This window comes from Starkeya sp. ORNL1 (genome assembly GCF_012971745.1).
In the GTDB taxonomy this organism is placed as follows: Bacteria; Pseudomonadota; Alphaproteobacteria; order Rhizobiales; family Xanthobacteraceae; genus Ancylobacter.
Window position 1 is genome coordinate 861,627 of record NZ_CP048834.1, and the last position, 22,730, is coordinate 884,356.

At 67.2% G+C, this 22,730-nt stretch carries 21 protein-coding genes; 14 read left to right on the forward strand and 7 right to left on the reverse strand.

Annotated elements, in window-relative coordinates:
- Positions 1 to 225: 225 nt before the first annotated feature.
- The 4 genes from G3545_RS04140 to G3545_RS04155 all read right to left on the reverse strand — a co-directional run bounded on the left by G3545_RS04140 (position 226) and on the right by G3545_RS04155 (position 3,196).
- Positions 226 to 522 (reverse strand): chorismate mutase, encoded by a 297-nt coding sequence (locus G3545_RS04140; protein WP_170010113.1) that lies wholly within the window; start codon positions 520 to 522, stop codon positions 226 to 228.
- On the reverse strand, positions 522 to 2,003 hold the full coding sequence (gene gatA / locus G3545_RS04145; RefSeq protein WP_170010115.1) for an Asp-tRNA(Asn)/Glu-tRNA(Gln) amidotransferase subunit GatA: 1,482 nt from the start codon (positions 2,001 to 2,003) through the stop codon (positions 522 to 524). The genes G3545_RS04140 and gatA overlap by 1 nt, the downstream gene beginning before the upstream one ends.
- A 4-nt stretch (positions 2,004 to 2,007) precedes the next feature.
- The gene (gene gatC / locus G3545_RS04150) at positions 2,008 to 2,295 is read right to left on the reverse strand and encodes an Asp-tRNA(Asn)/Glu-tRNA(Gln) amidotransferase subunit GatC (protein WP_170010117.1); all 288 of its coding nucleotides are present in this window, start codon (positions 2,293 to 2,295) and stop codon (positions 2,008 to 2,010) included.
- A gap of 199 nt (positions 2,296 to 2,494) precedes the next feature.
- The gene (locus G3545_RS04155) at positions 2,495 to 3,196 is read right to left on the reverse strand and encodes a metal-dependent hydrolase (RefSeq protein WP_170010119.1); all 702 of its coding nucleotides are present in this window, start codon (positions 3,194 to 3,196) and stop codon (positions 2,495 to 2,497) included.
- Between the two features lie 173 nt (positions 3,197 to 3,369).
- Between G3545_RS04155 and ruvX the strand changes: the two genes are divergently transcribed.
- Together ruvX and G3545_RS04165 are read left to right on the forward strand one after the other, a co-directional pair.
- Complete coding sequence (gene ruvX, locus G3545_RS04160; RefSeq protein WP_170017897.1) at positions 3,370 to 3,846, forward strand: Holliday junction resolvase RuvX; 477 nt, start codon at positions 3,370 to 3,372, stop codon at positions 3,844 to 3,846.
- A 4-nt stretch (positions 3,847 to 3,850) separates the two neighbouring features.
- Positions 3,851 to 4,780, forward strand: a complete 930-nt coding sequence (locus G3545_RS04165) for an AEC family transporter (RefSeq protein ID WP_170010121.1) — start codon at positions 3,851 to 3,853, stop codon at positions 4,778 to 4,780.
- A 43-nt stretch (positions 4,781 to 4,823) separates the two neighbouring features.
- On the opposite strand, the gene G3545_RS04170 is transcribed toward G3545_RS04165, so the two are convergent.
- Positions 4,824 to 5,210: a hypothetical protein gene (locus G3545_RS04170; RefSeq protein WP_206151377.1), complete on the reverse strand. Its 387-nt coding sequence runs from the start codon at positions 5,208 to 5,210 to the stop codon at positions 4,824 to 4,826.
- A 270-nt stretch (positions 5,211 to 5,480) separates the two neighbouring features.
- On the opposite strand from G3545_RS04170, the gene G3545_RS04175 reads away from it, so the two are divergent.
- The 5 genes from G3545_RS04175 (at position 5,481) to topA (ending at position 12,326) form a co-directional block, all read left to right on the forward strand.
- Positions 5,481 to 6,437: an aspartate carbamoyltransferase catalytic subunit gene (locus tag G3545_RS04175; RefSeq protein ID WP_170010123.1), complete on the forward strand. Its 957-nt coding sequence runs from the start codon at positions 5,481 to 5,483 to the stop codon at positions 6,435 to 6,437.
- Positions 6,430 to 7,743: a dihydroorotase gene (locus G3545_RS04180; protein WP_170010125.1), complete on the forward strand. Its 1,314-nt coding sequence runs from the start codon at positions 6,430 to 6,432 to the stop codon at positions 7,741 to 7,743. Before G3545_RS04175 ends, G3545_RS04180 begins: the two co-directional genes overlap by 8 nt.
- 65 nt (positions 7,744 to 7,808) lie before the next feature.
- Positions 7,809 to 8,414, forward strand: a complete 606-nt coding sequence (gene plsY / locus G3545_RS04185) for a glycerol-3-phosphate 1-O-acyltransferase PlsY (protein ID WP_170010127.1) — start codon at positions 7,809 to 7,811, stop codon at positions 8,412 to 8,414.
- Between the two features lie 4 nt (positions 8,415 to 8,418).
- Complete coding sequence (gene dprA, locus G3545_RS04190) at positions 8,419 to 9,513, forward strand: DNA-processing protein DprA (protein WP_170010129.1); 1,095 nt, start codon at positions 8,419 to 8,421, stop codon at positions 9,511 to 9,513.
- 170 nt (positions 9,514 to 9,683) lie between these two features.
- Entirely contained in the window at positions 9,684 to 12,326 is a 2,643-nt protein-coding gene (gene topA / locus G3545_RS04195) for a type I DNA topoisomerase (RefSeq protein ID WP_170010131.1), read from the forward strand.
- A 152-nt stretch (positions 12,327 to 12,478) separates the two neighbouring features.
- Here the strand turns inward: topA and G3545_RS04200 are convergent, their stop codons facing one another.
- Positions 12,479 to 13,960, reverse strand: coding sequence for an MDR family MFS transporter (locus tag G3545_RS04200; RefSeq protein ID WP_170010133.1), 1,482 nt, complete (start codon positions 13,958 to 13,960; stop codon positions 12,479 to 12,481).
- A 237-nt stretch (positions 13,961 to 14,197) separates the two neighbouring features.
- Here G3545_RS04200 and G3545_RS04205 point away from each other — a divergent pair, with 237 nt between their 5' ends.
- The 7 genes from G3545_RS04205 to rpmG all read left to right on the forward strand — a co-directional run bounded on the left by G3545_RS04205 (position 14,198) and on the right by rpmG (position 21,038).
- Complete coding sequence (locus G3545_RS04205; RefSeq protein WP_170010135.1) at positions 14,198 to 15,112, forward strand: alpha/beta hydrolase; 915 nt, start codon at positions 14,198 to 14,200, stop codon at positions 15,110 to 15,112.
- A 194-nt stretch (positions 15,113 to 15,306) separates the two neighbouring features.
- Positions 15,307 to 17,616, forward strand: a complete 2,310-nt coding sequence (gene rnr / locus G3545_RS04210) for a ribonuclease R (protein WP_246702686.1) — start codon at positions 15,307 to 15,309, stop codon at positions 17,614 to 17,616.
- Between the two features lie 11 nt (positions 17,617 to 17,627).
- Positions 17,628 to 18,074: a DUF983 domain-containing protein gene (locus tag G3545_RS04215; protein WP_170010137.1), complete on the forward strand. Its 447-nt coding sequence runs from the start codon at positions 17,628 to 17,630 to the stop codon at positions 18,072 to 18,074.
- Positions 18,071 to 18,811 carry an NUDIX hydrolase gene (locus tag G3545_RS04220; protein ID WP_170010139.1) on the forward strand — a complete coding sequence of 247 codons (741 nt, stop codon included), beginning with the start codon at positions 18,071 to 18,073 and terminating at the stop codon, positions 18,809 to 18,811. Before G3545_RS04215 ends, G3545_RS04220 begins: the two co-directional genes overlap by 4 nt.
- 43 nt (positions 18,812 to 18,854) lie before the next feature.
- The gene (locus G3545_RS04225; protein WP_170010141.1) at positions 18,855 to 20,021 is read left to right on the forward strand and encodes an MFS transporter; all 1,167 of its coding nucleotides are present in this window, start codon (positions 18,855 to 18,857) and stop codon (positions 20,019 to 20,021) included.
- A gap of 119 nt (positions 20,022 to 20,140) precedes the next feature.
- A complete protein-coding gene (locus G3545_RS04230; RefSeq protein ID WP_170010143.1) occupies positions 20,141 to 20,671 on the forward strand; it encodes a dihydrofolate reductase family protein in 531 nt (176 codons plus the stop codon).
- A gap of 199 nt (positions 20,672 to 20,870) precedes the next feature.
- Positions 20,871 to 21,038: a 50S ribosomal protein L33 gene (rpmG, locus tag G3545_RS04235; protein ID WP_029355159.1), complete on the forward strand. Its 168-nt coding sequence runs from the start codon at positions 20,871 to 20,873 to the stop codon at positions 21,036 to 21,038.
- A 317-nt stretch (positions 21,039 to 21,355) separates the two neighbouring features.
- Here the strand turns inward: rpmG and G3545_RS04240 are convergent, their stop codons facing one another.
- Positions 21,356 to 22,729 carry a PleD family two-component system response regulator gene (locus G3545_RS04240; RefSeq protein ID WP_170010145.1) on the reverse strand — a complete coding sequence of 458 codons (1,374 nt, stop codon included), beginning with the start codon at positions 22,727 to 22,729 and terminating at the stop codon, positions 21,356 to 21,358.
- Between the last annotated feature and the right edge of the window lies 1 nt (position 22,730).

Here is a 22,730-nt window from a genome sequence, read left to right on the forward strand (position 1 = left end):
CCTGCGTCAGCGCGGCGCCGGCAGAATGCGCCTCCTGGTGGCTGAACAGCAAGAGATGTCGCCACTTATCGTGAAGGAATGCCGTTGCGACAAGTCGATCAGGCGGCGTTTCCTCGACACGCTGGCAAGAAAAACATCGGCAATTCGTTTGATTTCAGCGCGAATGCTTCCGAAATCGAATCAAATCAAGAACGTTTACACCCGCACGAAAATACCGAGCGGCGTTCAACCGAGGCGTTCATTCTCGTAGGCGATGACCCAGTCGATCATCACCCGCCAGAGCTTCTCGGCAAGCTCGGGCGGCACGCCCTCGGTCTCGGCGCGGGAGCTCACCTTCTCCACCACGTCCTCGACCCGCTCCGGCAGCAGGGCGGCGAGGCCCTCGCTCCGCTTGACGGCGATGACGTGCTTCACCACCTCGAGACGGCGCGCCAGCAGCACGACGATCTCGGCGTCGATACGGTCGATCTCGGCGCGGAACGGAGCGAGCGAGCGTTCGTTGGAAGGCAGCTCGCGCGACATCACACCCACCATTTGTCCGTGACTTCGAAGCGGCCGGCCGCTTCTTCCACCACCTGGCCCAGCGAGAACAGCGTCGCCTCGTCGAACGGGCGGCCGATGAGCTGGAGGCCGAGCGGCAGGCCGTCCGAGGACAGGCCGGCCGGCACCGAGATGCCCGGCAGGCCCGCCATGTTCAGCGTCACCGTGAACACGTCCTGGAGATACATCTCCACCGGATCGGCGCCGGACTTCTCGCCGATGCCGAAGGCGGGCGAGGGCGTGGCCGGCGCCAGCACGGCGTCGATGCCGTCGGCGAAGGCGTTCTCGAAGTCGCGCTTGATCAGCGTGCGTACCTTCTGCGCCTTCAGATAATAGGCGTCGTAATAGCCCGCCGAGAGCACATAGGTGCCGATCATGATGCGGCGGCGCACCTCGGAGCCGAAGCCGGCGGCGCGGGTCTTCTCATACATCTCGACGATGTCGCGGCCGGGCACGCGCTCGCCATAGCGCACGCCGTCATAGCGGGCGAGGTTGGAGGAGGCCTCGGCCAGAGCCACGATGTAGTAGGATGGCAGCGCGTATTTGGTGTGCGGCAGGTGGATGTCGACCACCTCGGCGCCGGCGTCGCGCAGCCAGTCGGCGCCCTGGTGCCAGAGCGCCTCGATCTCCTCGGACATGCCGGCGACCCGGTATTCGCGCGGGATGCCGATGCGCTTGCCCTTCACCGAGGCGCCGATGGCGGACTCATAGTCCGGGACCGCCAGGTTGGCGCTGGTGGAATCCTTCGGATCGTGGCCGGCCATGGAGCGCATCAGCAACGCGGCATCGTTCACCGAGCGGGCGATGGGACCCGGCTGGTCGAGCGAGGAGGCGTAGGCGACGACGCCCCAGCGCGAGCAGCGCCCATAGGTCGGCTTGATGCCGACGGTGCCGGTGAAGGCCGCCGGCTGGCGGATCGAGCCGCCAGTATCTGTCGCCGCCGCGCCCGCGCAGATATGCGCCGCCACCGCCGCCGCCGAGCCGCCCGACGAGCCGCCGGGCACCAGCGGCTGGGTCGAGCCCGTGCGCCGCCAGGGCGAGACCACAGGGCCGAAGGCGCTCGATTCGTTCGACGAGCCCATGGCGAACTCGTCGTGGTTCAGCTTGCCGAGCAGCACCGCGCCGTCGCGCCACAGATTGGCGGTGACGGTGGATTCGTAGGGCGGCACGAAGTTGCGCAGGATGTTCGAGCACGCCGTGGTGCGGATGCCGTCGGTCGCGAACAGGTCCTTGACGCCGAGCGGGATGCCTTCCAGCGGGCCTGCCGTGCCGGCAGCGATCTTTGCGTCGCTCGCCTTGGCCATGGCGCGCGCCTTGTCTGGCGTCGCCAGCACATAGGCGTTGAGGTCGCCGGCCGGCTCGATGGCGGCGAGATAGGCTTCGGTCAGTTCGGCAGCGCTGAAATTGCCGAGCGCCAGACCTTCGCGGGCGGCGGTGATGGTGAGGCGGGTGAGGTCGCTCATCGGATCACTCCACCACTTTCGGGACGGCGAAGAAACCGTCCTCGGCCAGCGGCGCATTCGCCAGCACACGCTCGGGATAGTGGCCGTCGGTGACGACGTCCTCGCGCAGCGGCAGCTTCATCGGGGTGACGCTGGTCATCGGTTCGACACCTTCCGTGTCGAGCTCATTAAGTTGCTCGACAAAGGCGAGGATGGAATTGAGCTCGCCCTGGAGATGGGCCACCTCGTCCTCGGTCACCGCGATACGCGCGAGATGCGCGACACGACGGACCGTCGCCTGATCGACCGACATATGACGTCCTTAGGAAAAGCGGAACCGGCGCGCCCTATAGCAGGGTGCGCCGGGATGGGGCAACGCGGAGCTGCTTTAGGCGAGCATCCTTCGAGGCTCGCTAACGCTCGCACCTCAGGATGAGGTCGCTCTCTAAAAACCACCTCATCCTGAGGTGCCCGGCAAAGCCGGGCCTCGAAGGATGCTGAAGCAGAGCGCCCTAAAGCCCGATCTCCACCGGCTTGCCGCTCTCCAGCACCTTCACGGTGGCTTCCTCGTCGACCAGCGCGACGAAACGGTCGGCATTCGGCTCCAGCGGCGGGAAGGAGGCGTAGTGGCAGGGGATGATGGTCAGCCCCGGCACATAGCGCTTTACTGCCAACGCCGCGGTGTCCGGCCCCATGGTGTAGCGGTCGCCGATCGGCACCACCACGACATCGGGCTTATGGATCTCGGCGATCAGTCCCATGTCGGAAAAGATGTCGGTGTCGCCCATGAACCAGATGGTCGGCTCGCCCGGCGCCTTGACGATGATGCCGTTCGGATTGCCGAGATAGACGGACTTGCCCTCGACGATCATTCCCGAGGAATGGTCGGCGCGCACCAGCGTCACGGTGAAGCCGCCCTGGTCGGTGGTGCCGCCGGTGTTCATCGAATCGAGATTCTTCACGCCCTGCGTCGCCAGCCAGGAGCAGAGGTCGGCATTCGTCACCACCTTGGCGCCGGTCGCCTCGGCGATCGCGGCGGTGTCGCCAAGATGGTCGCCATGGCCATGCGTCAGCAATATGTGGGTGGTGCCGAGCACCGCGACGTCGCGGCTCGAGGCGAAGGAAGGATTGCCGGACAGGAACGGGTCGATGAGCACGACCTTGTCCGCGAAATCCAGCCGAAAGGCGGAGTGGCCGTACCAGGTGATCTTCATAGGCGTCTCCATTAAACATCGATGGGGACAATAGGGCGCCACACCGCAGGTACAAGGGTGAGCCCTACCGTTCCCGCTTTTGTGTCGACATGCTGGCGACGCTCTTCGTCAGCCGGATGACGACGTGGGCCTGGTCGGTGGCGCTGCGGAATATACCGTGCTAGCGCATGGCTATGACTGCTCCGATCCTACCGATCACCGAGGCCGCCGCCGTCCTGCCGACGCGCGGCACACTGCTGGGGCTCGACCTCGGCACCAAGACCATCGGCATTGCCAGTTGCGATCCGGAGCGTCGGCTCGCCACCGCGGTCGAGACCATCGCCCGCAAGCAGTTCACGCCGGATGCCGCGCGCATCCTCGATCTCGCCAAGGCGCGCGGCGCCGTCGGCTTCGTTCTCGGCCTGCCGGTGAACATGGACGGCTCGGAGGGTCCACGGGCGCAGTCGACCCGCGCCTTCGCCCGCAATTTCGCGCGGTTGACCGAACTGCCGATCGCGCTGTGGGACGAGCGGCTCTCCACTGCCGCGGTGGAGCGCGACCTGATCGCCGCCGATGTCAGCCGGGCCAAGCGCGCAGCGGTGGTCGACCAGCACGCCGCCGCCTTCATTCTGCAAGGCGCGCTCGACCGGCTGCGTATGCTCAGCGCCTGACGCCATGGCGAATGTGCTGGCGGCGCTGGTGCCGGTGTTCCTGATCATCGCGCTCGGCATCGCGCTGAAGCGTTTCCTGCTGCCCGAGGCGAGCCACTGGATCGCGCTGGAGCGGCTGACCTATTTCGTGCTGTTCCCGGCCCTGCTGGTGGTGAGCATCGCCCGCACCGATCTCGGCGGCGTCGCGGTGGTGGAGGTGACCGTCGCCCTGCTCGGCGCCATCGCCATCATCGGCAGCGCGCTGATGCTGGCGCGCCGCCCGCTCAGCCGGGCGCTGGGGCTCGACGGGCCGGGCTTCACCTCGGTGTTCCAGGGCGCGCTGCGCTGGAACACCTATATCGGGCTCGCCGTGTCCGGCGGCCTTGCCGGGCCGGCCGGGCTCGCTGTGGCGGCGGTGGCGATCGCCGTCATCATCCCCACTGTCAATGCGCTGAGCGTCATCGTGCTGGCACGCCACGGCACTGCGGGCGGCGATGCGCGCCTCATACTGATGCAGCTAGCGCGCAATCCCTTCATCTGGTCCTGCGCGGCGGGCATTCTCATCAATGCACTGCACGTGCCGGTGCCGGCGGTGCTGATGAGCTTCGCCGACATTCTCGGCCGTGCCTCGCTGGCGCTGGGCCTGCTCGTGGTCGGTGCCGGATTGCGGCTCGACGATCTGCGCCGGCCGCGCATGGCGACCTGGCTGACATGCGTGCTGAAGCTCGGCGCGCTGCCGGCTCTCGCGGTCGCCATCGGCGTGGCGTGCGGGCTGTCGGGGGTCGATCTTCTGGTGGTCGCGATCGCGAGCGCAGTGCCCTCGGCGCCGAACGGCTATGTGCTGGCGCGGCAGATGGGCGGCGACGCGCCGCTGCTGGCGCAAATGCTGACCATACAAACGATACTGGCGGCGGTGACGCTTCCTCTGGTCATCGCCGCCGTATCAATGCTTTAGCCAGGCTCTAGCTCGACCTCAGCAATGCTGTGGCAAAGCCGGGTCAGCAACGGGTGTAGTAACCTTGGCCGCGATACGGGCCGCTCTGCACCCAGCAGCGGGAGCCATAGGCATAACGCGGCGCCGGGGCGTAATAGACCTGCGGCGGCGGCGCATAGACCACCGGCGGGGCAGCGTAATAGTAGGGGTCGCCATAATAGGGACCGCGGGCCGCACCTGCGATGGCCGCGCCGGCCAGCACGCCGGCGGCCACACCGCCAGCAACCCAGCAGCCATTGCAGCGCACCTGCTCGGTGGCGGCAGGCACCGACTTGGCAAGGCCAAGGTCAGCGCCGAGCGGTGCAGCCGAAACCGGGGTCGCGAGCGACGCCGCGACGGTCGCGGCAAGACCGACGCCAGTGAACATCTTGGAGAAACGCGTGCTCGACATGAGACTTACTCCTGAGGACACGCCTCAACGTTACGGCGTGATCTATATCGAGTGTGGGGCCGATGTGGTGAACGGCAACTGAATGGACGGTGACCGTTTGGTGACGCGATTCCGGCTTTTCAGTTCACTTTTCAACGCACGGCCGTCCGCAGCGTTACTTCAACGCGAACGCGTGACGTATGTTCCCACCCGTCAATACCGATTCCGGTGGGAATCGATGGTCAGGTGCTTGCGATTACGGGCGGGTGCCTCTATCCAGCCGACTTCGATATGACATCGAACCCGACCGCCACCAGCTTCACCTTCCCGCACCGGCATTTGCTGGGCATAGAAGGGCTTTCGGCCGAGGACATCATCGGCCTGCTCGATCTTTCCGAAGAGTTCGTCGCCCTCAATCGGGAAGTCGAGAAGAAGCGCGCCACGCTGCGTGGCCGCACCCAGATCAATCTGTTCTTCGAAGCCTCCACGCGCACCCAGTCGTCCTTCGAGCTGGCGGGCAAGCGGCTGGGCGCTGACGTGATGAACATGTCGGTCAGCACCTCCTCGGTGAAGAAGGGCGAGACCCTGATCGACACCGCGGCGACGCTGAACGCCATGCACCCGGACGTGCTGATCGTGCGCCACTCAGCTTCCGGCGCGGTGGAATTGCTGGCGCGCAAGGTCGACTGCTCGGTGGTGAATGCCGGCGACGGTGCCCATGAGCATCCGACGCAGGCGCTGCTCGACGCGCTGACCATCCGCCGCAACAAGGGACGCATCGAGGGGCTCACCGTCGCGATCTGCGGCGACATCCTGCATTCGCGGGTCGCCCGTTCCAACATATTGCTGCTGCACCGGCTCGGCGCGCAGGTCCGCGTCATCGGCCCCTCGACACTGCTGCCGCGCGACATCGACCGCTTCGGCGTCGACGTCTATCGCGACATGAAGGCTGGTCTCGACGGCGTCGACATCGTCATGATGCTGCGGCTGCAGCGCGAGCGGATGAACGGCTCCTTCGTGCCCTCGGTGAAAGAGTATTTCCACTATTGGGGTCTCGACGAGGCCAAGCTGCGCTACGCCAAGCCGGACGCCCTCGTGATGCATCCCGGCCCGATGAATCGTGGCGTCGAGATCGATTCCGCGGTGGCGGACGGCGCCCAGTCGCTGATCCGTGAGCAGGTCGAGATGGGCGTTGCGGTGCGCATGGCGGTGCTCGACGCGCTGTCGAGGAACCTTCCCAATGCCTGAGCCCCGAATCTCCGATCCTCGCCCCACCCTTCTCGCCGGCGCCCGGATCGTCGATCCCTCGCGCGACCTCGACACCGCCGGCGACCTGCTGATCATCGACGGCGTCGTCAAGGACATCGCCACCGGCCTGCGCAATGCCGGGCTGCCCGAGGACACCGAGATCGTCGAGTGCCGCGGCCTCGTCATCGCTCCGGGCCTCGTCGACATGCGCGCCTTCATCGGTGAGCCAGGCGCCGAGCATCGCGAGACCCTGGCCTCGGCCAGCCAGGCGGCAGCGGCCGGCGGCGTCACCACAATCGTCTGCCAGCCGGACACCGATCCGATCATCGACGACCCCGCCATCGTCGACTTCGTCAAGCGCCGGGCCCGCGACACCGCCATCGTGCACGTCCATCCGATGGCGGCGCTCACCAAGGGTCTCGCCGGGCGCGAGATGACCGAGATCGGCCTGCTCGGCGCTGCGGGTGCGGTCGCCTTCACCGACGGCGCGCGCTCGGTCGCTTCGGCCCAGGTGCTGCGCCGGGCACTGACCTATGCGCGCGATTTCGGCGCGCTGATCGTGCATCACACCGAGGATGCCACGCTCACCGGCGAAGGGGTGATGAATGAAGGCGAGCTCGCCTCGCGGCTCGGCCTTGCTGGTGCGCCCAAGGCGGCGGAGGCCATCGTGTTCGAGCGCGATGTGCGGCTCACCGGCATTACCGGCGGGCGCTACCATGCCGCCTCGCTCACCTGCGCCGAATCCCTTGCCGTGCTGCACCGGGCGAAGGAGGACGGGCTGACCGTGACCGCTTCCGCCTCGATCAATCATCTGACGCTCAACGAGCGCGACGTCGTCGGCTATCGCACCTTCTTCAAGCTGTCGCCGCCGCTGCGCGGCGAGGATGACCGCGTCGCTCTGGTCGAGGCGGTGGCGAGCGGGCTGATCGACGTCATCGTCTCCGACCACAATCCGCAGGATGTCGACGTCAAGCGCCTTCCCTTCTCCGAGGCAGCGCCCGGCGCCATCGGGCTGGAGACCATGCTCGCCGCCGGTCTGCGGCTGGTGAATAGCGGCGCCGTCGACCTGAAGACGCTGCTGCGCGCCATGTCGACCCGCCCCGCCGAACTGCTTGGCCTCGACGCCGGCTCGCTGCGCCCCGGCGCGCCGGCCGACATCGCGGTGATCGCGCTTGACGAGGCCTGGCTGCTCGACGCCGCCAGCCTGAAATCACGCTGCCGCAACACGCCGTTCGACGAGGCGCGTTTCGAGGGCCGCGTAGTGCGCACCCTCGTTGCCGGCCGCACGGTGTATGAGTACGTTTGACGTTACGGACGCACGAACAATAAGCCCGGCACAAGGCGGGGCATGACGGGTGGGGAGCGCATATCATGACCTGGTCCCTCCCCGCCTTGCTTACCTTTCTCAGCCTCGCGCTCGGCTACCTGCTCGGCTCGATCCCGTTCGGGCTGATCATCACGCGCCTGGCCGGAACGCAGGACATCCGCACCATCGGCTCCGGCAATATCGGCGCCACCAATGTGCTGCGCACCGGGCGCAAGGGGCTCGCCGCGGCTACCCTGGTCGGCGACGCGCTGAAGGGCGTTGTGGCGGTGCTGGTCGCCCGCGCGCTGTGGGGCGAGCAAGCAGCGCTGCTTGCCGGCCTCGCCGCCTTTCTCGGGCATGTCTTCCCGGTGTGGCTGCACTTCAAGGGCGGCAAGGGCGTCGCCACCTTCCTCGGCGTCGCGCTTGGCCTGTTCTGGCCGGCGGCGATCGCCTTTGCCGTGGTCTGGCTTTCCTGCGCCAAGCTCACCCGCTATTCCTCGCTCTCGGCGCTGATCGCCAGCGTTGCCGCGGCAATCGCGGCCTACCTCCTTGGCAATGCTCCAGCCGCGCTGTTGCTCGGCTTGCTCGCCGTTCTGATCTGGATCACCCACCGCGCCAATATCGCGCGGCTCATAGCCGGCACCGAGGGCAAGATCGGCGGGAAGGCGTGAGGCCATGTCGCGGCTCGACGATGCACAGCGCCGCGACTGGCTCCGGCTGATCCGCACCGAGAATATCGGCCCGCGCAGCTTCCGCTCGCTGATCGAACGCTTCGGCAGCGCTGCTGCCGCCATAGAGGCGCTGCCGAGCCTCGCCCGTCGTGGCGGCGGCCTGATCGCGCCTCGCGTGCCGGACGTAAGGGAGGCCGACACCGAGATCGCGGCGCTGGCGAGGCTGGGGGGCCGCTTCATCGGGCTCGACGAGCTGGACTATCCGCCGGCGCTGCGCGAGACCGAGGGCGCCCCGCCGCTTATCGCGGTACGCGGGCGCATCGACATGCTGAGCCGGCCGATGGTCGGCGTGGTCGGCGCGCGCAACGCCTCCGGCGCCGGGCGCATGATGGCAGCCAAGCTCTCCCGCGAGCTTGGCCGCACCGGACTGATCATCGCCTCCGGCCTCGCCCGCGGCATAGACGCCGCGGCGCATGAGGCCGGCCTCGATACCGGCACCCTTGCCGCCCTTGCCGGCGGCCATGACCGGCCCTACCCGCCGGAGAATCTGCCGCTGCTGGAGCAGATCCTCGAACGCGGCGTGGTGATCACGGAGATGCCGCTCGGCTGGGTGCCGCGAGCGCGCGACTTTCCCCGCCGCAACCGGCTGGTCTCCGGCGTCTCGCTCGCCGTGCTGGTGGTGGAAGCGGCGGAGCGTTCCGGCTCGCTCATCACCGCGCGGCTCGCCGGCGAACAGGGCCGCGACGTGTTCGCGGTGCCGGGCTCCCCGCTCGACCCGCGCGCTGCCGGCACCAACCAGCTGATCAAGCAGGGCGCCGGGCTGGTGACCTCCGCCGCCGACATACTCGACGTGCTCGGGCCTTTGATCGAGCGCCCGCCGGCCGCATTCAGGGAGCCGCCGGCGCCCTTCGCCGCGGAAGAGCCGACCGAGAGCATCCGCACCCGCATGCTGGGTTTGCTCGGGCCGACGCCGCTCGCCGTCGACGATCTCGCCGAATTGGCGCAGGCTTCCGCCTCCGACGTGCAGATCGTGCTATTGGAACTCGACATTGCCGGCCGGCTGGAACGTCATCCCGGCGGCCTCGTATCGCTACTCTGATCCGGCATTTCTGGCGTCTTCGACACCCTCCGGTGGTGGGGCGCAAATGTCACGCCATTTGCATAGGAGACCCGCATTCGGGACGGTGCATTTGACAGCGTGGCATGGCTACCCCATTTTCCGGCCGCTCTCGGGGCTGAGCTTTTCCTCCAACGAAACATGGCAGGCGCATGCAGGTCGTCATCGTCGAATCGCCCGCTAAGGCGAAGACGATCAACAAATATCTCGGACCGGGCTATGAGGTGATCGCCTCATATGGCCACGTGCGTGATCTGCCTGCCAAGGATGGCTCGGTCGATCCCGAGCATGATTTCCGCATGCTGTGGGACATCGATCCCAAGGCGCAGAAGCGGCTCGCCGACATCGCGCGGGCGGTGAAGGCCTCCGATGGCCTGATCCTCGCCACCGATCCGGATCGCGAAGGCGAAGCCATCTCCTGGCACGTGCTGGAGATATTGAAGGAAAAGCGCGCGCTGAAGGACCAGCCGATCTCGCGCGTGGTCTTCAACGCCATCACCAAATCGTCCGTGCTCGAGGCGATGAAGAACCCGCGCATGATCGACGCGGCGCTGGTGGACGCCTATCTCGCCCGCCGCGCCCTCGACTATCTGGTCGGCTTCACGCTTTCCCCGGTGCTGTGGCGCAAGCTGCCCGGCGCCCGCTCGGCGGGGCGCGTGCAGTCGGTGGCGCTGCGCCTGGTCTGCGACCGCGAGCGCGAGATCGAGGTCTTCGTGCGCCGCGAATATTGGTCGATCGCCGCGACGCTGGCGACGCCGCGCAATGAGACCTTCGAGGCGCGCCTCACCGGCGCCGACGGCAAGAAGATTACCCGGCTCGACGTCGGCACCGAAGCCGAGGCGATGACGTTCCGCAGCGCGCTGGAGAAAGCGGACTATGTGGTGCGCTCGGTCGAGGCGAAGCCCGCCCGCCGCCACCCCTACCCGCCCTTCACCACCTCGACGCTGCAGCAGGAGGCGAGCCGCAAACTTGGCTTCGCACCGGCCATCACCATGCGCATCGCGCAGCGGCTCTATGAGGGCATCGACATCGGCGGCGAGACCGTCGGCCTCATCACCTATATGCGTACCGACGGCGTCGACATGGCGCCGGAGGCGATCGCCGCGGCACGCTCGGTGATCGGCCACGAATATGGCGAGCGCTACGTGCCGTCCGCGCCGCGCAAATACACCGCCAAGGCGAAGAACGCGCAGGAGGCCCACGAGGCCATCCGGCCGACCGACGTGGCGCGGCTGCCGAAGGAGGTCGCTCGCCAGCTGGAGCCCGACCAGGCCAAGCTCTATGAGCTGATCTGGCTGCGTACCGTGGCGAGCCAGATGGAATCCGCCGAGCTGGAACGCACCACCGTCGATATCGACGCCAAGGTGTCGGGCCGCGCGCTGGAGTTGCGCGCCACCGGCTCGGTGATCAAGTTCGACGGCTTCCTCACGCTCTATCGCGAAGGCCGCGACGACGAGGAGGAGGACGAGGAGAATCGTCGCCTCCCCGCCATGTCCGCCAACGAGATCCTGGCGAACAAGGGCATCAAGGCCGACCAGCATTTCACCGAGCCGCCGCCGCGCTATTCGGAAGCCTCGCTGGTCAAGCGCATGGAAGAGCTCGGCATCGGCCGGCCCTCCACCTATGCCTCGGTGCTCGCGGTGCTGCGTGACCGCGAATATGTGAAGCTCGACAAGCGCCGCCTCGTCCCCGAGGACAAGGGCCGGCTGGTCACGGCGTTCCTGGAGAGCTTCTTCGACCGCTACGTCGAGTACGACTTCACGGCCGACCTCGAAGAGAAGCTCGACCGCATCTCCGCGGGCGAGCTCGAATGGAAGGACGTGCTGCGCGACTTCTGGCGCGACTTCGCGGCCGCCGTCGGCGAGATCAAGGACCTGCGCGTCTCCGAGGTGCTCGCCGCGCTCGACGAGATGCTGACCGCGCACGTCTTCCCGCCCAAGGAGGACGGCTCGGATCCGCGTGTCTGCCCGACCTGCGGCAATGGCCGTCTGTCGCTCAAGATGGGCAAGTTCGGCGCCTTCATCGGCTGCTCGAACTATCCGGAGTGCAAGTACACCCGCCCGCTCGCCGCGCAGAATGGCGAGAATGGCGAGGCGGAAACCAACGGCACCCGCGTGCTCGGCACCGACCCGGTGACGGGCCTGGAGGTCACGCTGCGCGAAGGGCGCTTCGGCACCTATCTCCAGCTCGGCGAAGGCAAGGACGGCGAGAAGCCGAAGCGATCCAGCCTGCCCAAAGGCCTCGCGCCGGCCGATGTCGATCTCGAGACCGCCCTCGCCTTGCTCTCGCTACCGCGCGAGATCGGCCGGCACCCGGAAAGCGGCGAACCGATCCTCGCCGGCATCGGCAAGTTCGGCCCCTATGTGCAGAGCGGCAAGACCTACGCCAATATCGACGCCGGTGACGACATCCTCTCGATCGGCCTCAACCGCGCAGTGGCGCTGATCGCCGACAAGCAGAACAAGGGTCCGGGCGGACGCCGGGGCACACCCGCCGGCCGCGAACTCGGCGAGTATCCGGAAGTCGGCGGCGTGATCAGCGTGCGCCCCGGCCGCTTCGGGCCTTATGTGAACCACGGCAAGATCAATGCGACGCTGCCGAAGGGCACCGACCCGGAGACGGTGACGCTGGAGCAGGCGGTCGAGTTGATCAAGGCCAAGGCCGGCACGACACCGGAGCGCCCGGCGCGCAAGGCGGCGGCGAAGAGTTCGCCGGCTAAGAGCCCGGCGAAGAAGCCGGCGGCCAAGAAGGCGCCCGCCAAGAAGCCGGCTGCGAAGAAGGCCGCTGAGGGCTAGCCTGTCATCCCGGCCCACGGCTCTTGCCTTCGGCAAGCCGGGAGGACAGGCTCCGCGATGCGCTGAGCCGGGATCGCACGAAGCTGGAGAGCGTCACGCGATCCCGGATACGGCCTGACGGCCGTTCCGGGATGACGTCTTCTGGTGCGCCCCTACTCGATATCGATGTGGTGCACCGTGGTGCGCAGCGGGCGCTCTTCCATGATGAGGGTCGCCACCAGCCCGATGAACAGCGCGAAGCCCGCCGCTGCGAACACCCAGCGGAAAGCGTGCGCCATGGTCGCCGCTTCCGCAGCGCCCAGGGCCAGCGAACCTCCGGTCTCGTGCGGGCCGCTGACGCCGGCGAGCCCGATCACGATGGCGCCGAACACCGCGGTCAGCACCGCGCCGCCGAGCGAGCGGAAGAAGTTCATCGCCGCCGTCGCCGTGCCGATCTGCGGCACCGGCACCGCATTCTGGATGCCCACCGTCGCCACCGGCAGCACCGTGCCGAGCCCGACGCCGGCTATCCCGGTGAGCAGCACCAGAACGGCGAGCGGCACGCCGGCGGGATCGATGGCGAGCACCGCCAGCGCTAGCATGCCGATGGCCTGACCGGCGACCGGCAGGCGCTTGTAATGGGGGATATGCGGCATCAGCCGGCCGGTGGCGGTGGCGCCGACCACCACGCCCGCCATCAGCGGGATCATGGCGAGCCCGGATTGGCTGGCCGAGAGGTGCAGCACCGACTCGAAATAGAGCGGCAGCTCGATCGACAGGCCGATCAGCGTACCCATGGCGCAGGCCGCGGCGATGATGCCGGTGAGCACCACCTGGTTCGACAGCACCGAGAGCGGCAGCAGCGGTTCCACCGCGGTGGCGATGCGCAGGCCGAACAACGCCCAGAGCACCACCGATCCGGCGACCAGGCCCAGAACTTCGACCGACCCCCAGGAGAAGCGCGTGCCGCCCCAGCTCAGTGCCAGCAGCATCGCCACGGTGGCCAGGCACATCAGCAGCGCGCCGAGCACGTCGAGCCGGTGCTTGTGGTGGTGCGGCGGCAGCCGGCGCAGCGCCCGCTCGCTGCGCACCGCGGCGGCGATGCCGAGCGGCACATTGATCCAGAAGATCAGCGACCAGTGCAGATGCTGGGCGAAGAAGCCGCCGAGGATCGGACCGGCAATGGAGGAGGAGATGAAGACGGCGGCGAAATAGCCCTGGTACTTGCCGCGGTCGCGCGGCGCGATCATCAGCCCGATAATGGTCTGCGCCAGCGAGATCAGCCCGCCGCCGCCAATGCCCTGCAAGGCGCGGGCGACGATAAGCCAGAAGATGCTCGGCGCCAGCGCGCAGGCGATCGAGCCCACCAGGAAGACGGCGATGCCGGCGAGCAGCACAGGGCGCGGACCGTAGATATCGGCGAGCTTGCCAACCAGCGGCGTCACCGCTGTGGCGGTGAGCAAATAGGAGGTGACGATCCAGGGCAGGCTTTCGAGATCGGAGAAGGCAACGCCGATGGTCGGCAGCGCGGTGGCAACGATGGTCTGGTCGAGAGCGCTGAGGAACATCGCCAGCATGACGCCGAACAGGATCGTGCGGACTTCGGCTGGGTCGAGGGTCAGGGAGGCGTCGCTTCCCGGAGAACGGGCATCCATCGTGATTCTTTCCGGCTTCAGGCAGGCTTCGGACACTGAGGGCCCGGCGCGGCGGCAACATGAACCGGAATGCCGGGATTGCAAGTGAGCAAACGATCAATTTCAGGAGCGATTGACGATCCAAGGTTCGGCTTTTCCGAAATCGAGTTCCGTCAACCGACGACTATTCCGAACATCGGGAAAGATTATGTTGCGCTCGCGCCGGGGATCTCTCCGGGCAAAGGCGGAGACGGCGAAATGCTCAAACTGGTGTTCGGTGCCCTGGCACTTCTTGGTTCGGCGGTGCCAGTGGCAGCTGAGGTGCACCCCTTCCCGGCCGCGTTCCGCACCGAGGATATCAAGGTGGATGCGGATACCACCATCCATGCCCGCGTCGGCGGACAGGGACCCACGGTGGTGCTGATCCATGGCTTCGGCGATACCGGCGACATGTGGGCGCCACTCGCGGCCAACCTGGTGAAGGACCACACCGTCGTCGTTCCCGACCTGCGCGGCATGGGCCTCTCCTCCCATCCCGCCGGCGGCTATGACAAGAAGACCCAGGCTGGCGACGTACGCGCGGTGCTGGAGAAGCTGGGCCTCGACCGCGCGGTGATTGTCGGCCACGACATCGGCACCATGGTCGCCTATGCCTATGCCGTGCGCTACCCGCAGGCGACGGTGAAACTGGTGGTCATGGATGCGCCGGTCCCCGGCATTCCGCCCTGGGACGAGATCGTGCGCAATCCGCTGCTCTGGCATTTCGATTTCGGCGGCCCGGATGCCGAGCGGCTGGTGGCGGGCCGCGAGCGCATCTATCTCGACCGCTTCTGGAACGAGTTCGCCGGCAATCCGGCCAAGATCGACGAGGCGACGCGCGCCCATTATGCCGCGCTCTATGCCCAACCCGGCGCGATGCGCTCCTCCTTCGCCCAGTTCCGCTCGATCCGTAGGGATGCCGAGGACAACAAGACGGCGATGAAGGTGAAGCTCACCATGCCGGTACTGGCGATCGGCGGCGAGAAGTCGTTCGGCGCCATGGAGGCAGTAGTGATGCGCAATGCGGCCGGCAATGTCACCGAGCTGGTCATCCCCGATGCCGGCCACTGGCTGATGGAAGAGCAGCCCGAGACGACGGTGAAGGCGGTGCGGGCGTTCATCGAGCAGCCGTGAGCGGCTTGGCATGGGCATACTTCGAGGCTCAATACACTTGCGCCTCAGGATGAGGTTCATCTTGTAAGAGCGACCTCATCCCGAGGTGCCGGCCACAGGCTGGCCTCGAAGGATAGTCACCCAGCGCACCCAGCCATCGACGCACCGCCATGGGTCCACTAACTATAGTCCTCTGATCGAGGACCAAACGACTCGTGCGCAAACCCCGCCCCACTGCCAAACACACGCCCAAGCCCCGCCTGCCGCAGGGCCTGCCGACCAAGGAGGCGCTGACCGCCTTCATCGCGGAGCATGGCGGCGATGTCGGCAAGCGCGACATCTCCCGCGCCTTCGGGCTCGACGGGCAGGACCGCATCGCGCTGAAGGCGATGCTGCGCGAATTGAAGGGCGAGGGCGTCGTCGAGGGCAAGCGGCGCCGGCTCCACGTGCCGGGCGCCCTGCCCGCGGTCGTCATGTCCGAGATCGTCGAGCGCGACGAGGACGGCGAACTGATCGCGGTACCGATCGACTGGGACGAGGCCGAGCACGGCGATCCCCCACGCATCATGGTCAAGCTCGCTCGCCGCGGCCGCCTCGCCGGTCCGGCGCCGGCGATCGGCGACCGCGTGCTGCTGAAGACCGAGGAGATCCCGGAAGCCGACGGCCATATCCGCCATACCGGCCGGGTGCTGAAGCTGGTCGAGAAGGCGCGCGCGCAGGTGCTCGGCATCTTCCGCAAGGACCGCCAAGGTGGCGGGCGCCTCATCCCGGTCGACAAGAAGAATATGGGCCGCGAGCTCATCATCCCGCCGGATTTCGAGAACGGCGCCGAGGAAGGCGACCTGGTGGCGGTGGAGATCGTGCGCCACCATGCCTATGGCCTGCCGACCGCCAAGGTGAAGGAGCGGCTCGGCTCGCTCGCCACCGAGAAGGCGGTGAGCCTGATCGCCATCCACGCCCACGCCATCCCCCACGTGTTCCGCCGCGAGACGCTGGCGGAAGCCGACGCCGCCAAGCCGGCAACGCTGGCGGGGCGCGAGGATTGGCGCGCGCTGCCGCTCATTACCATCGACCCTCCCGACGCCAAGGATCATGACGACGCCGTGCATGCGGTGGCGGACGAGGATCCGGAGAACAAAGGCGGCTTCATCGTCACCGTCGCCATCGCCGATGTCGCCTGGTATGTGCGGCCCGGCTCGTCACTCGACCGCGAGGCGGTGGTGCGCGGCAATTCGGTGTATTTCCCCGACCGCGTCGTGCCGATGCTGCCCGAGCGCATCTCCAACGACCTGTGCTCGCTGCGCCCGCTGGAAGACCGGCCGGCACTCGCCGTGCGCATGGTGATCGCGGCGAACGGGCGCAAGAAGCGCCATACCTTCCACCGCATCATGATGCGCTCGGCGGCGAAGCTCGCTTATGCGCAGGCGCAGGACGCGATCGAAGGGCGCACCGACGAGACCACCGCGCCGCTGCTCAATGACGTGCTGCGCCCGCTCTATGCTGCCTATGCCGCGGTGAAGAAGGCGCGCGATGCCCGCGAGCCGCTGGAGCTCGACCTGCCCGAGCGCAAGATCCTGCTGAAGCCGGACGGCACGGTCGACAAGGTGGTGGTGCCGGAGCGGCTCGACGCGCACCGGCTGATCGAGGAGTTCATGATCCTCGCCAATGTCGCCGCCGCCGAGACGCTGGAGGAGAAGCGCATCCCCCTCGTCTATCGGGTGCATGACTCCCCCTCGCTGGAGAAGTTCTCCTCGCTGCGCGAATTCCTCAAGACGCTCGACATCGCGCTGCCGAAGACCGACACCATCCGGCCCTCGCACTTCAACGCCATCCTCGCCCGGGCCGAAGGCACCGAGCTGTCGCCGCTGGTCAACCAGGTGATCCTGCGCTCACAGGCGCAGGCCGAATACGCCAATGAGAATTACGGCCATTTCGGCCTGCATCTGAAGCGCTATGCGCACTTCACCTCGCCGATCCGCCGCTATGCCGATCTCATCGTGCACCGCGCTTTGATCCGCGCGCTCGATCTCGGCCGCGACGGACTGCCGGAGAGCACCACGCCGGAGGGGCTCGCCGAGGTCGCCGCGCGCATCTCCGCCGCCGAGCGCCGGGCGATGTCGGCCGAACGCGAGACCATCGACCGGCTGATCGCCCACCATATGGCGGAGCAGATCGGCGCCACCTTCAAGGGCCGCATCGCCGGGGTGACGCGGGCGGGACTTTTCGTCGCGCTCGACGATACCGGGGCGGACGGCTTCATACCGGCGGCGACGCTGGGCCAGGACTATTACCGCTATGAGGAATCCCGCCACGCGCTGGTCGGCGAGCGTACCGGCGAGGTGCACCGGCTGGGCGACCGAGTGGAGGTAAAGCTGGTCGAGGCGGCCCCGGTCGCCGGCGCGTTGCGATTTGAGCTTCTATCCGAGGGCGCCTATGTAGCGGGCGCGGGCCGTACTCGCTCGCGCGGCGGACGCCGCGAGGAGAGCCGGCCGAAGACCGGGCGCCGCCGCTACGGTCCGCATTGAAGAGCGTGCCGATGAGCCTCATCGTCCATCCCGCCACGCCGGCCGAGAGCCGTCCGGTCGGTACCGCGATCAAGCGCGGCTTCCTGATGCGCTGCCCGCATTGCGGCGAAGGCGCGCTCTATCGCGCCTATCTCAAGGTGAATGACCGCTGCCCGTGCGGCGAGGAGCTGTGGCACCAACGCGCCGACGACTTTCCGCCCTATGCGGTGATCACGATTGTCGGCCACATCATCGTACCGCTGGTGCTGGCCCTGGAGATCGCATGGCACCCGGCGCTGTGGATCCATCTCGTGCTGTGGCTGCCGCTCACCGCGCTCCTCAGCGTCGCGCTGCTGCCGCCGGTAAAGGGCGCACTGATCGGTTACCAATGGGCGCTGCGCATGCATGGCTTCGACCGCACCTCCGAGGAATATGAGCCGGCGCCGCCCTCGCAGCGCGGCGGGTCGCCGGCGCCATGAGCGTCGACGAGGCTCCCGAACGGCTGGTCAATCTCCGGCGCGAACAGGTCCATCCCAATCGCCGTCCGGTCGATGCGGCGACGCTGGTCCTCATCGATCCCTCCGGCCGCAAGCCGCGCGTGCTGCTTGGCCTGCGCCATGCGCGGCAGAAATTCGTGCCGGCCAAATTCGTCTTCCCGGGTGGGCGGGTCGATCCCGCCGACCGCCGCATGCCGGTATACGGCGCGCTCGATGCCGAGAGCGAGCGCCGGCTGGAGGCCCGTGTGGTGCGCCCCAGCCTGTCGCGCTCGCGAGCGCTGGCGCTCGCCGCCATTCGCGAAACCTTCGAGGAAACGGGGCTGCTGCTCGGCACGCGCGAAGCCGGCAGCCCGCCTTTGGCACTGCCGCCGGGCTGGGAGGGCTTCGGCGCCGCCGGCGTTTTCCCAAATCTCGAAGCGCTGCGCTTCGTTGCCCGCGCCATCACCCCGCCGCGGCTGGTACGGCGCTTCGACACCCGCTTCTTCATGGCCGATGTGCGCGATGTCGCCCATGAGGTGAAGGGCGTGGTGGGTCCGGATTCGGAACTGACCGAACTGCGCTGGCTGACCCTCGAGGAAGCCAAGGCGGCGGATATTCTCACCATCACCCGCAACATATTGGGCGAGGTGGAGCAACGTCTCGCTCCCGGCGGCTATCGCCGCCCGGTGCCATTCTATTATATGCGCGGCGGCGCGTTCCGCTGCGACACGCTGGATTGATACGAACGACGTTTCTTCCTGGTGCGCATACTCACTGGTACGCATGGCCTCTTCCGAACAATCGATCACCGCCTCCACCGCCGCGTCATTGGCGGCGGCGATCGGCGCCATTTCGGTGGTCGGCATCGGGCTTGGCCTGTCCGTGCCGCTGCTGGCCCTGGAAATGGAAGCGCGCGGCATCCCGCGCACCTGGATCGGGCTGAACACCGCCATGGGCGGCATCGCCACCATATTGCTCGCGCCGTTCATGCCGCGGCTGGTGCGGCAGTACGGTGCCGGACCGATGCTGATCGGCGCCATCGTCCTCGCCATCGCCACCCTGATCGGCTTCAAGGCGACACCTTCCCTCGCCGCCTGGTTCGTGCTGCGCTTCCTGTTCGGCGCGGCGCTGTGCGTGCTGTTCGTGGTCAGCGAGTTCTGGATCAACGCCGCGGCGCCGCCGCAGCGGCGCGGCCTGGTCATGGGCGTCTATGCGACGGTGCTGTCGCTCGGCGTCGCCGGTGGGCCGGCAATCCTCGGCGTCACCGGCATCGAAGGCTGGGCGCCCTATCTCGCAGGCGCCGCGCTGTTCGCGCTGGGCACCATCCCGGTGCTGATCGGCGCCAATGGCGCGCCCGAGGTGCATACCGAAAGCCGCCTCGGCATGATGGCGCTCATCCGCATCGCGCCGAGCGCGACGCTCGCCGGCCTCATCTTCGGCGCGGTCGAAACCGGGGAGATGAGCTTCCTCGCCATTTACGGCCTGAGGCGCGGGCTCGACGAACAGACCGCGGCGCTGCTGATGACGATGGCGCTGCTCGGCGGCGTCGCCTGCCAGATCCCGCTCGGGCTGCTCAGCGACCGCATGGACCGCCGCAAGCTGCTGCTCATCTGCGCGGTGGTCGGCGTGGTCGGCTCCCTGCTGCTGCCGGCATTGGCCATGGATGGCTGGGCGATCCGGGCGGTGCTGTTCGTATCCATCGGCGTCGTTGCCGGGCTCTACACGGTCGGGCTCGCCCATCTCGGCGCACGTTTCGAAGGCGCCGAGCTCGCCGCGGCCAACGCCGCCTTCGTCATGCTCTACAGCATCGGCCTGATCATCGGACCGCCCATGGTCGGCGCCGGCATGGATGCACTCGATCCGCACGGCTTCGCCTATACGATCGCGGCGCTGCTCGGCGTCTATGCGGTGGTGGTCGCCTGGCGCATCGCGCGGGTGCCGCGGAAGTAGTGCTTAGCGTCTCTTGGGCGTTCGTCACTCCAAAGCGACGCGCAGTGTACGGTCAGCCTCACTTTTGCGTAATGTCGCCTCAAGCTGTTCGGAATACCTGACGGTGGAGATTTTGCACCATGGCGAAGCTCGTCTTTGGAATGAACCAGTCCCTGGACGGCTACGTCGACCACCTGGCAATGCCGACAGGCCCCGCACTCTTTCGTCACTGGACAGAGCACGTGCGCGACCTGACGGGCAGTGTGTACGGTCGCCGCATGTACGAGATCATGCGTTATTGGGACGAAGACCGTCCTGAGTGGAGCGCGGAGCACCGCGAATTCGCGGCGGCGTGGCGGCGCCAACCGAAGTGGGTCGTGTCGCGCTCGTTAAAGTCGGTCGGCCCCAACGCCACACTTGTCGAGGATGACATCGAGACGGTGATACGTGGCCTGAAGGCCCGGATGGTTGGGGAGATTGCAGTTTCCGGACCAGACCTGGCACGAAGCCTGACCGATCTTGGTCTTGTCGATGAGTATCGACTCTACTTGCACCCTGTCGTGCTCGGTCGCGGCAAGCCATTCTTCGCCGGCCCGCGACCAACGCTCCGCTTTGTTTCCACGGATCACGTTGGCGAGGACGTGATCAGGCTGACATACGTTCCTGCCTGACCGCGCGTCTCGCCAAACGGACTGCGCCTTGCGCTGCAACCGACGTCCCAACGGACGCAGCACCCGCGCTGCATTCCTTGACATTCGCGTGGCAATCAAGGATACGGACCATCAACGAGCGGCCTTTGTGTCGCGCGATCCCATTCACATCGACGTGGCGCTAACGGGTCCGCCCGGCCACGCTCTAAGGAGACCGGCCATGGCCAAGGCGGCGACCATCAAGATCCGGCTCGTGTCGAGCGCCGACACCGGCTATTTCTACGTGACCAAGAAGAACTCGCGCACCATGACCGACAAGCTGGTCGTGAAGAAGTACGACCCGGTCGCGAAGAAGCATGTCGAGTTCCGCGAAGGCAAGATCAAGTGATCTGACGCCTCCGCGCTCAGAACGACAAAAGGCGCCGCGAGGCGCCTTTTTTATTTTCTCGAATATGCCGGGAATTCCAGAAATCAGGTGGCCAGAGATTCGGTAATAGGAGATCGGCGGGCAGCGGACCAGAGAGGCCGTCCGGCATCGCCGCCCGCCGATCGAACCCCACGGACCCAGGAGATGCGGCGGACCTGAGCACTCCGCAGGGCAAGCCATAATCGGAATGGGCGAAGGCTAACGCAAAGTCCGGCGAAAGCAATCCGCAAATCAGAAATTCGAAATGAATTCTCATGCTTGGAGTCGAATCGGCTACCTCAGGCAGCAACATACACCACGCGGTTGCGTCCCTCGCGCTTGGCCCGGTAGACCGCCTGGTCCGCCCGCCGCAGCAGCGTGGGCACATTGTCGACCACGCCCTCGCGCGTGGCAATGCCGACGCTGATGGTGACGTCGATCGACCGGGTGCCGCCAAGTATGGCGAAGGGCTCCGACTCGATGCGCTGACGCAGCCGCTCGGCCACCATCTGCGCGATTTTCAGGTCGGTATCGGGCATCGCGACGACGAATTCCTCGCCGCCATAGCGGCAGGTGAGATCGATGCCGCGCACATTGCTGCGCAACCGCAGCGCGAACTCGCGCAGCACGTCGTCGCCGGCAGTATGGCCGAAGCTGTCATTGACCGCCTTGAAGAAATCGACGTCGATCAGCATCAGCGAAACCGGGCGCCCGCGCACCGCCGCCTGGTCGAGCATCACCGCGAGGTGGTTCTCGAGATAGCGGCGATTATGCAGCCCGGTCAGGCCGTCGGTGATCGCCATCTCCAGCGACTGCTGGACGGTGTCGCGCAGCCGGTCGGTGTAGCGGCGCCGGCGCACCTGGGTGCGGGCGCGGGCGAGCAGTTCGTTGCGGTCGACGGGGCGGATCAGATAGTCGTTCACGCCGAGATCGAGTCCGCGCAGCAGGCGGTCGCGATCCTCGAGCTCGGCCAGCAGCAGGATCGGCAGATAGCGAGAGCGCTCCAGCGACCGGATCTGGCTGCACAGCCTGAGCGCATCGAAATTGTCGAGGTCGAGGCTGATGATGGCGAGGTCGTGGTCGCCCTCGGCGAGCCGGAACAGCGCTTCCTGGGGATCCTGCTGGGTCTCGACCTCGTGCTCGCTGAGCAGCATGTCGGCCATGCGCGCCAGCGCGGCCGGCCGGTCTTCCAGCAGCAATATGCGCCCGCCGGCCCCGGTCTCCGCCAACACGTCCATCAGCGGGTCGGGCAGGCCGAATTCGCGCGTGGCGGTGGCACGCGTGCGCAGTTCGTCGGTGACCATCTTCAGCCGCACCAGCGAGCGCACGCGGGTGAGCAGCGCGACATCGTCGAACGGCTTGGTGACGAAGTCGTCGGCGCCCGCCTCGATGCCGCGCACACGGTCCGAGGGCTGGTCGAGCGCGGTGAGCATGATGATCGGGATATGGTAGGTCGCCGGATTTTCCTTGAGGCGGCGGGCCACCTCGAAGCCGTCCATGATCGGCATCATCAAGTCGAGCAGCACGATATCGCATTGGCCGCGCTCACATATTTCGAGCGCCTGGAAACCGTTGCTGGCGGTGACGACGTCGAAATAGTCGGCCGAAAGCCGGGCCTCCAGCAGGCGCACATTGGCGGGAACGTCGTCGACGACGAGGACGCGCGCGGTCATC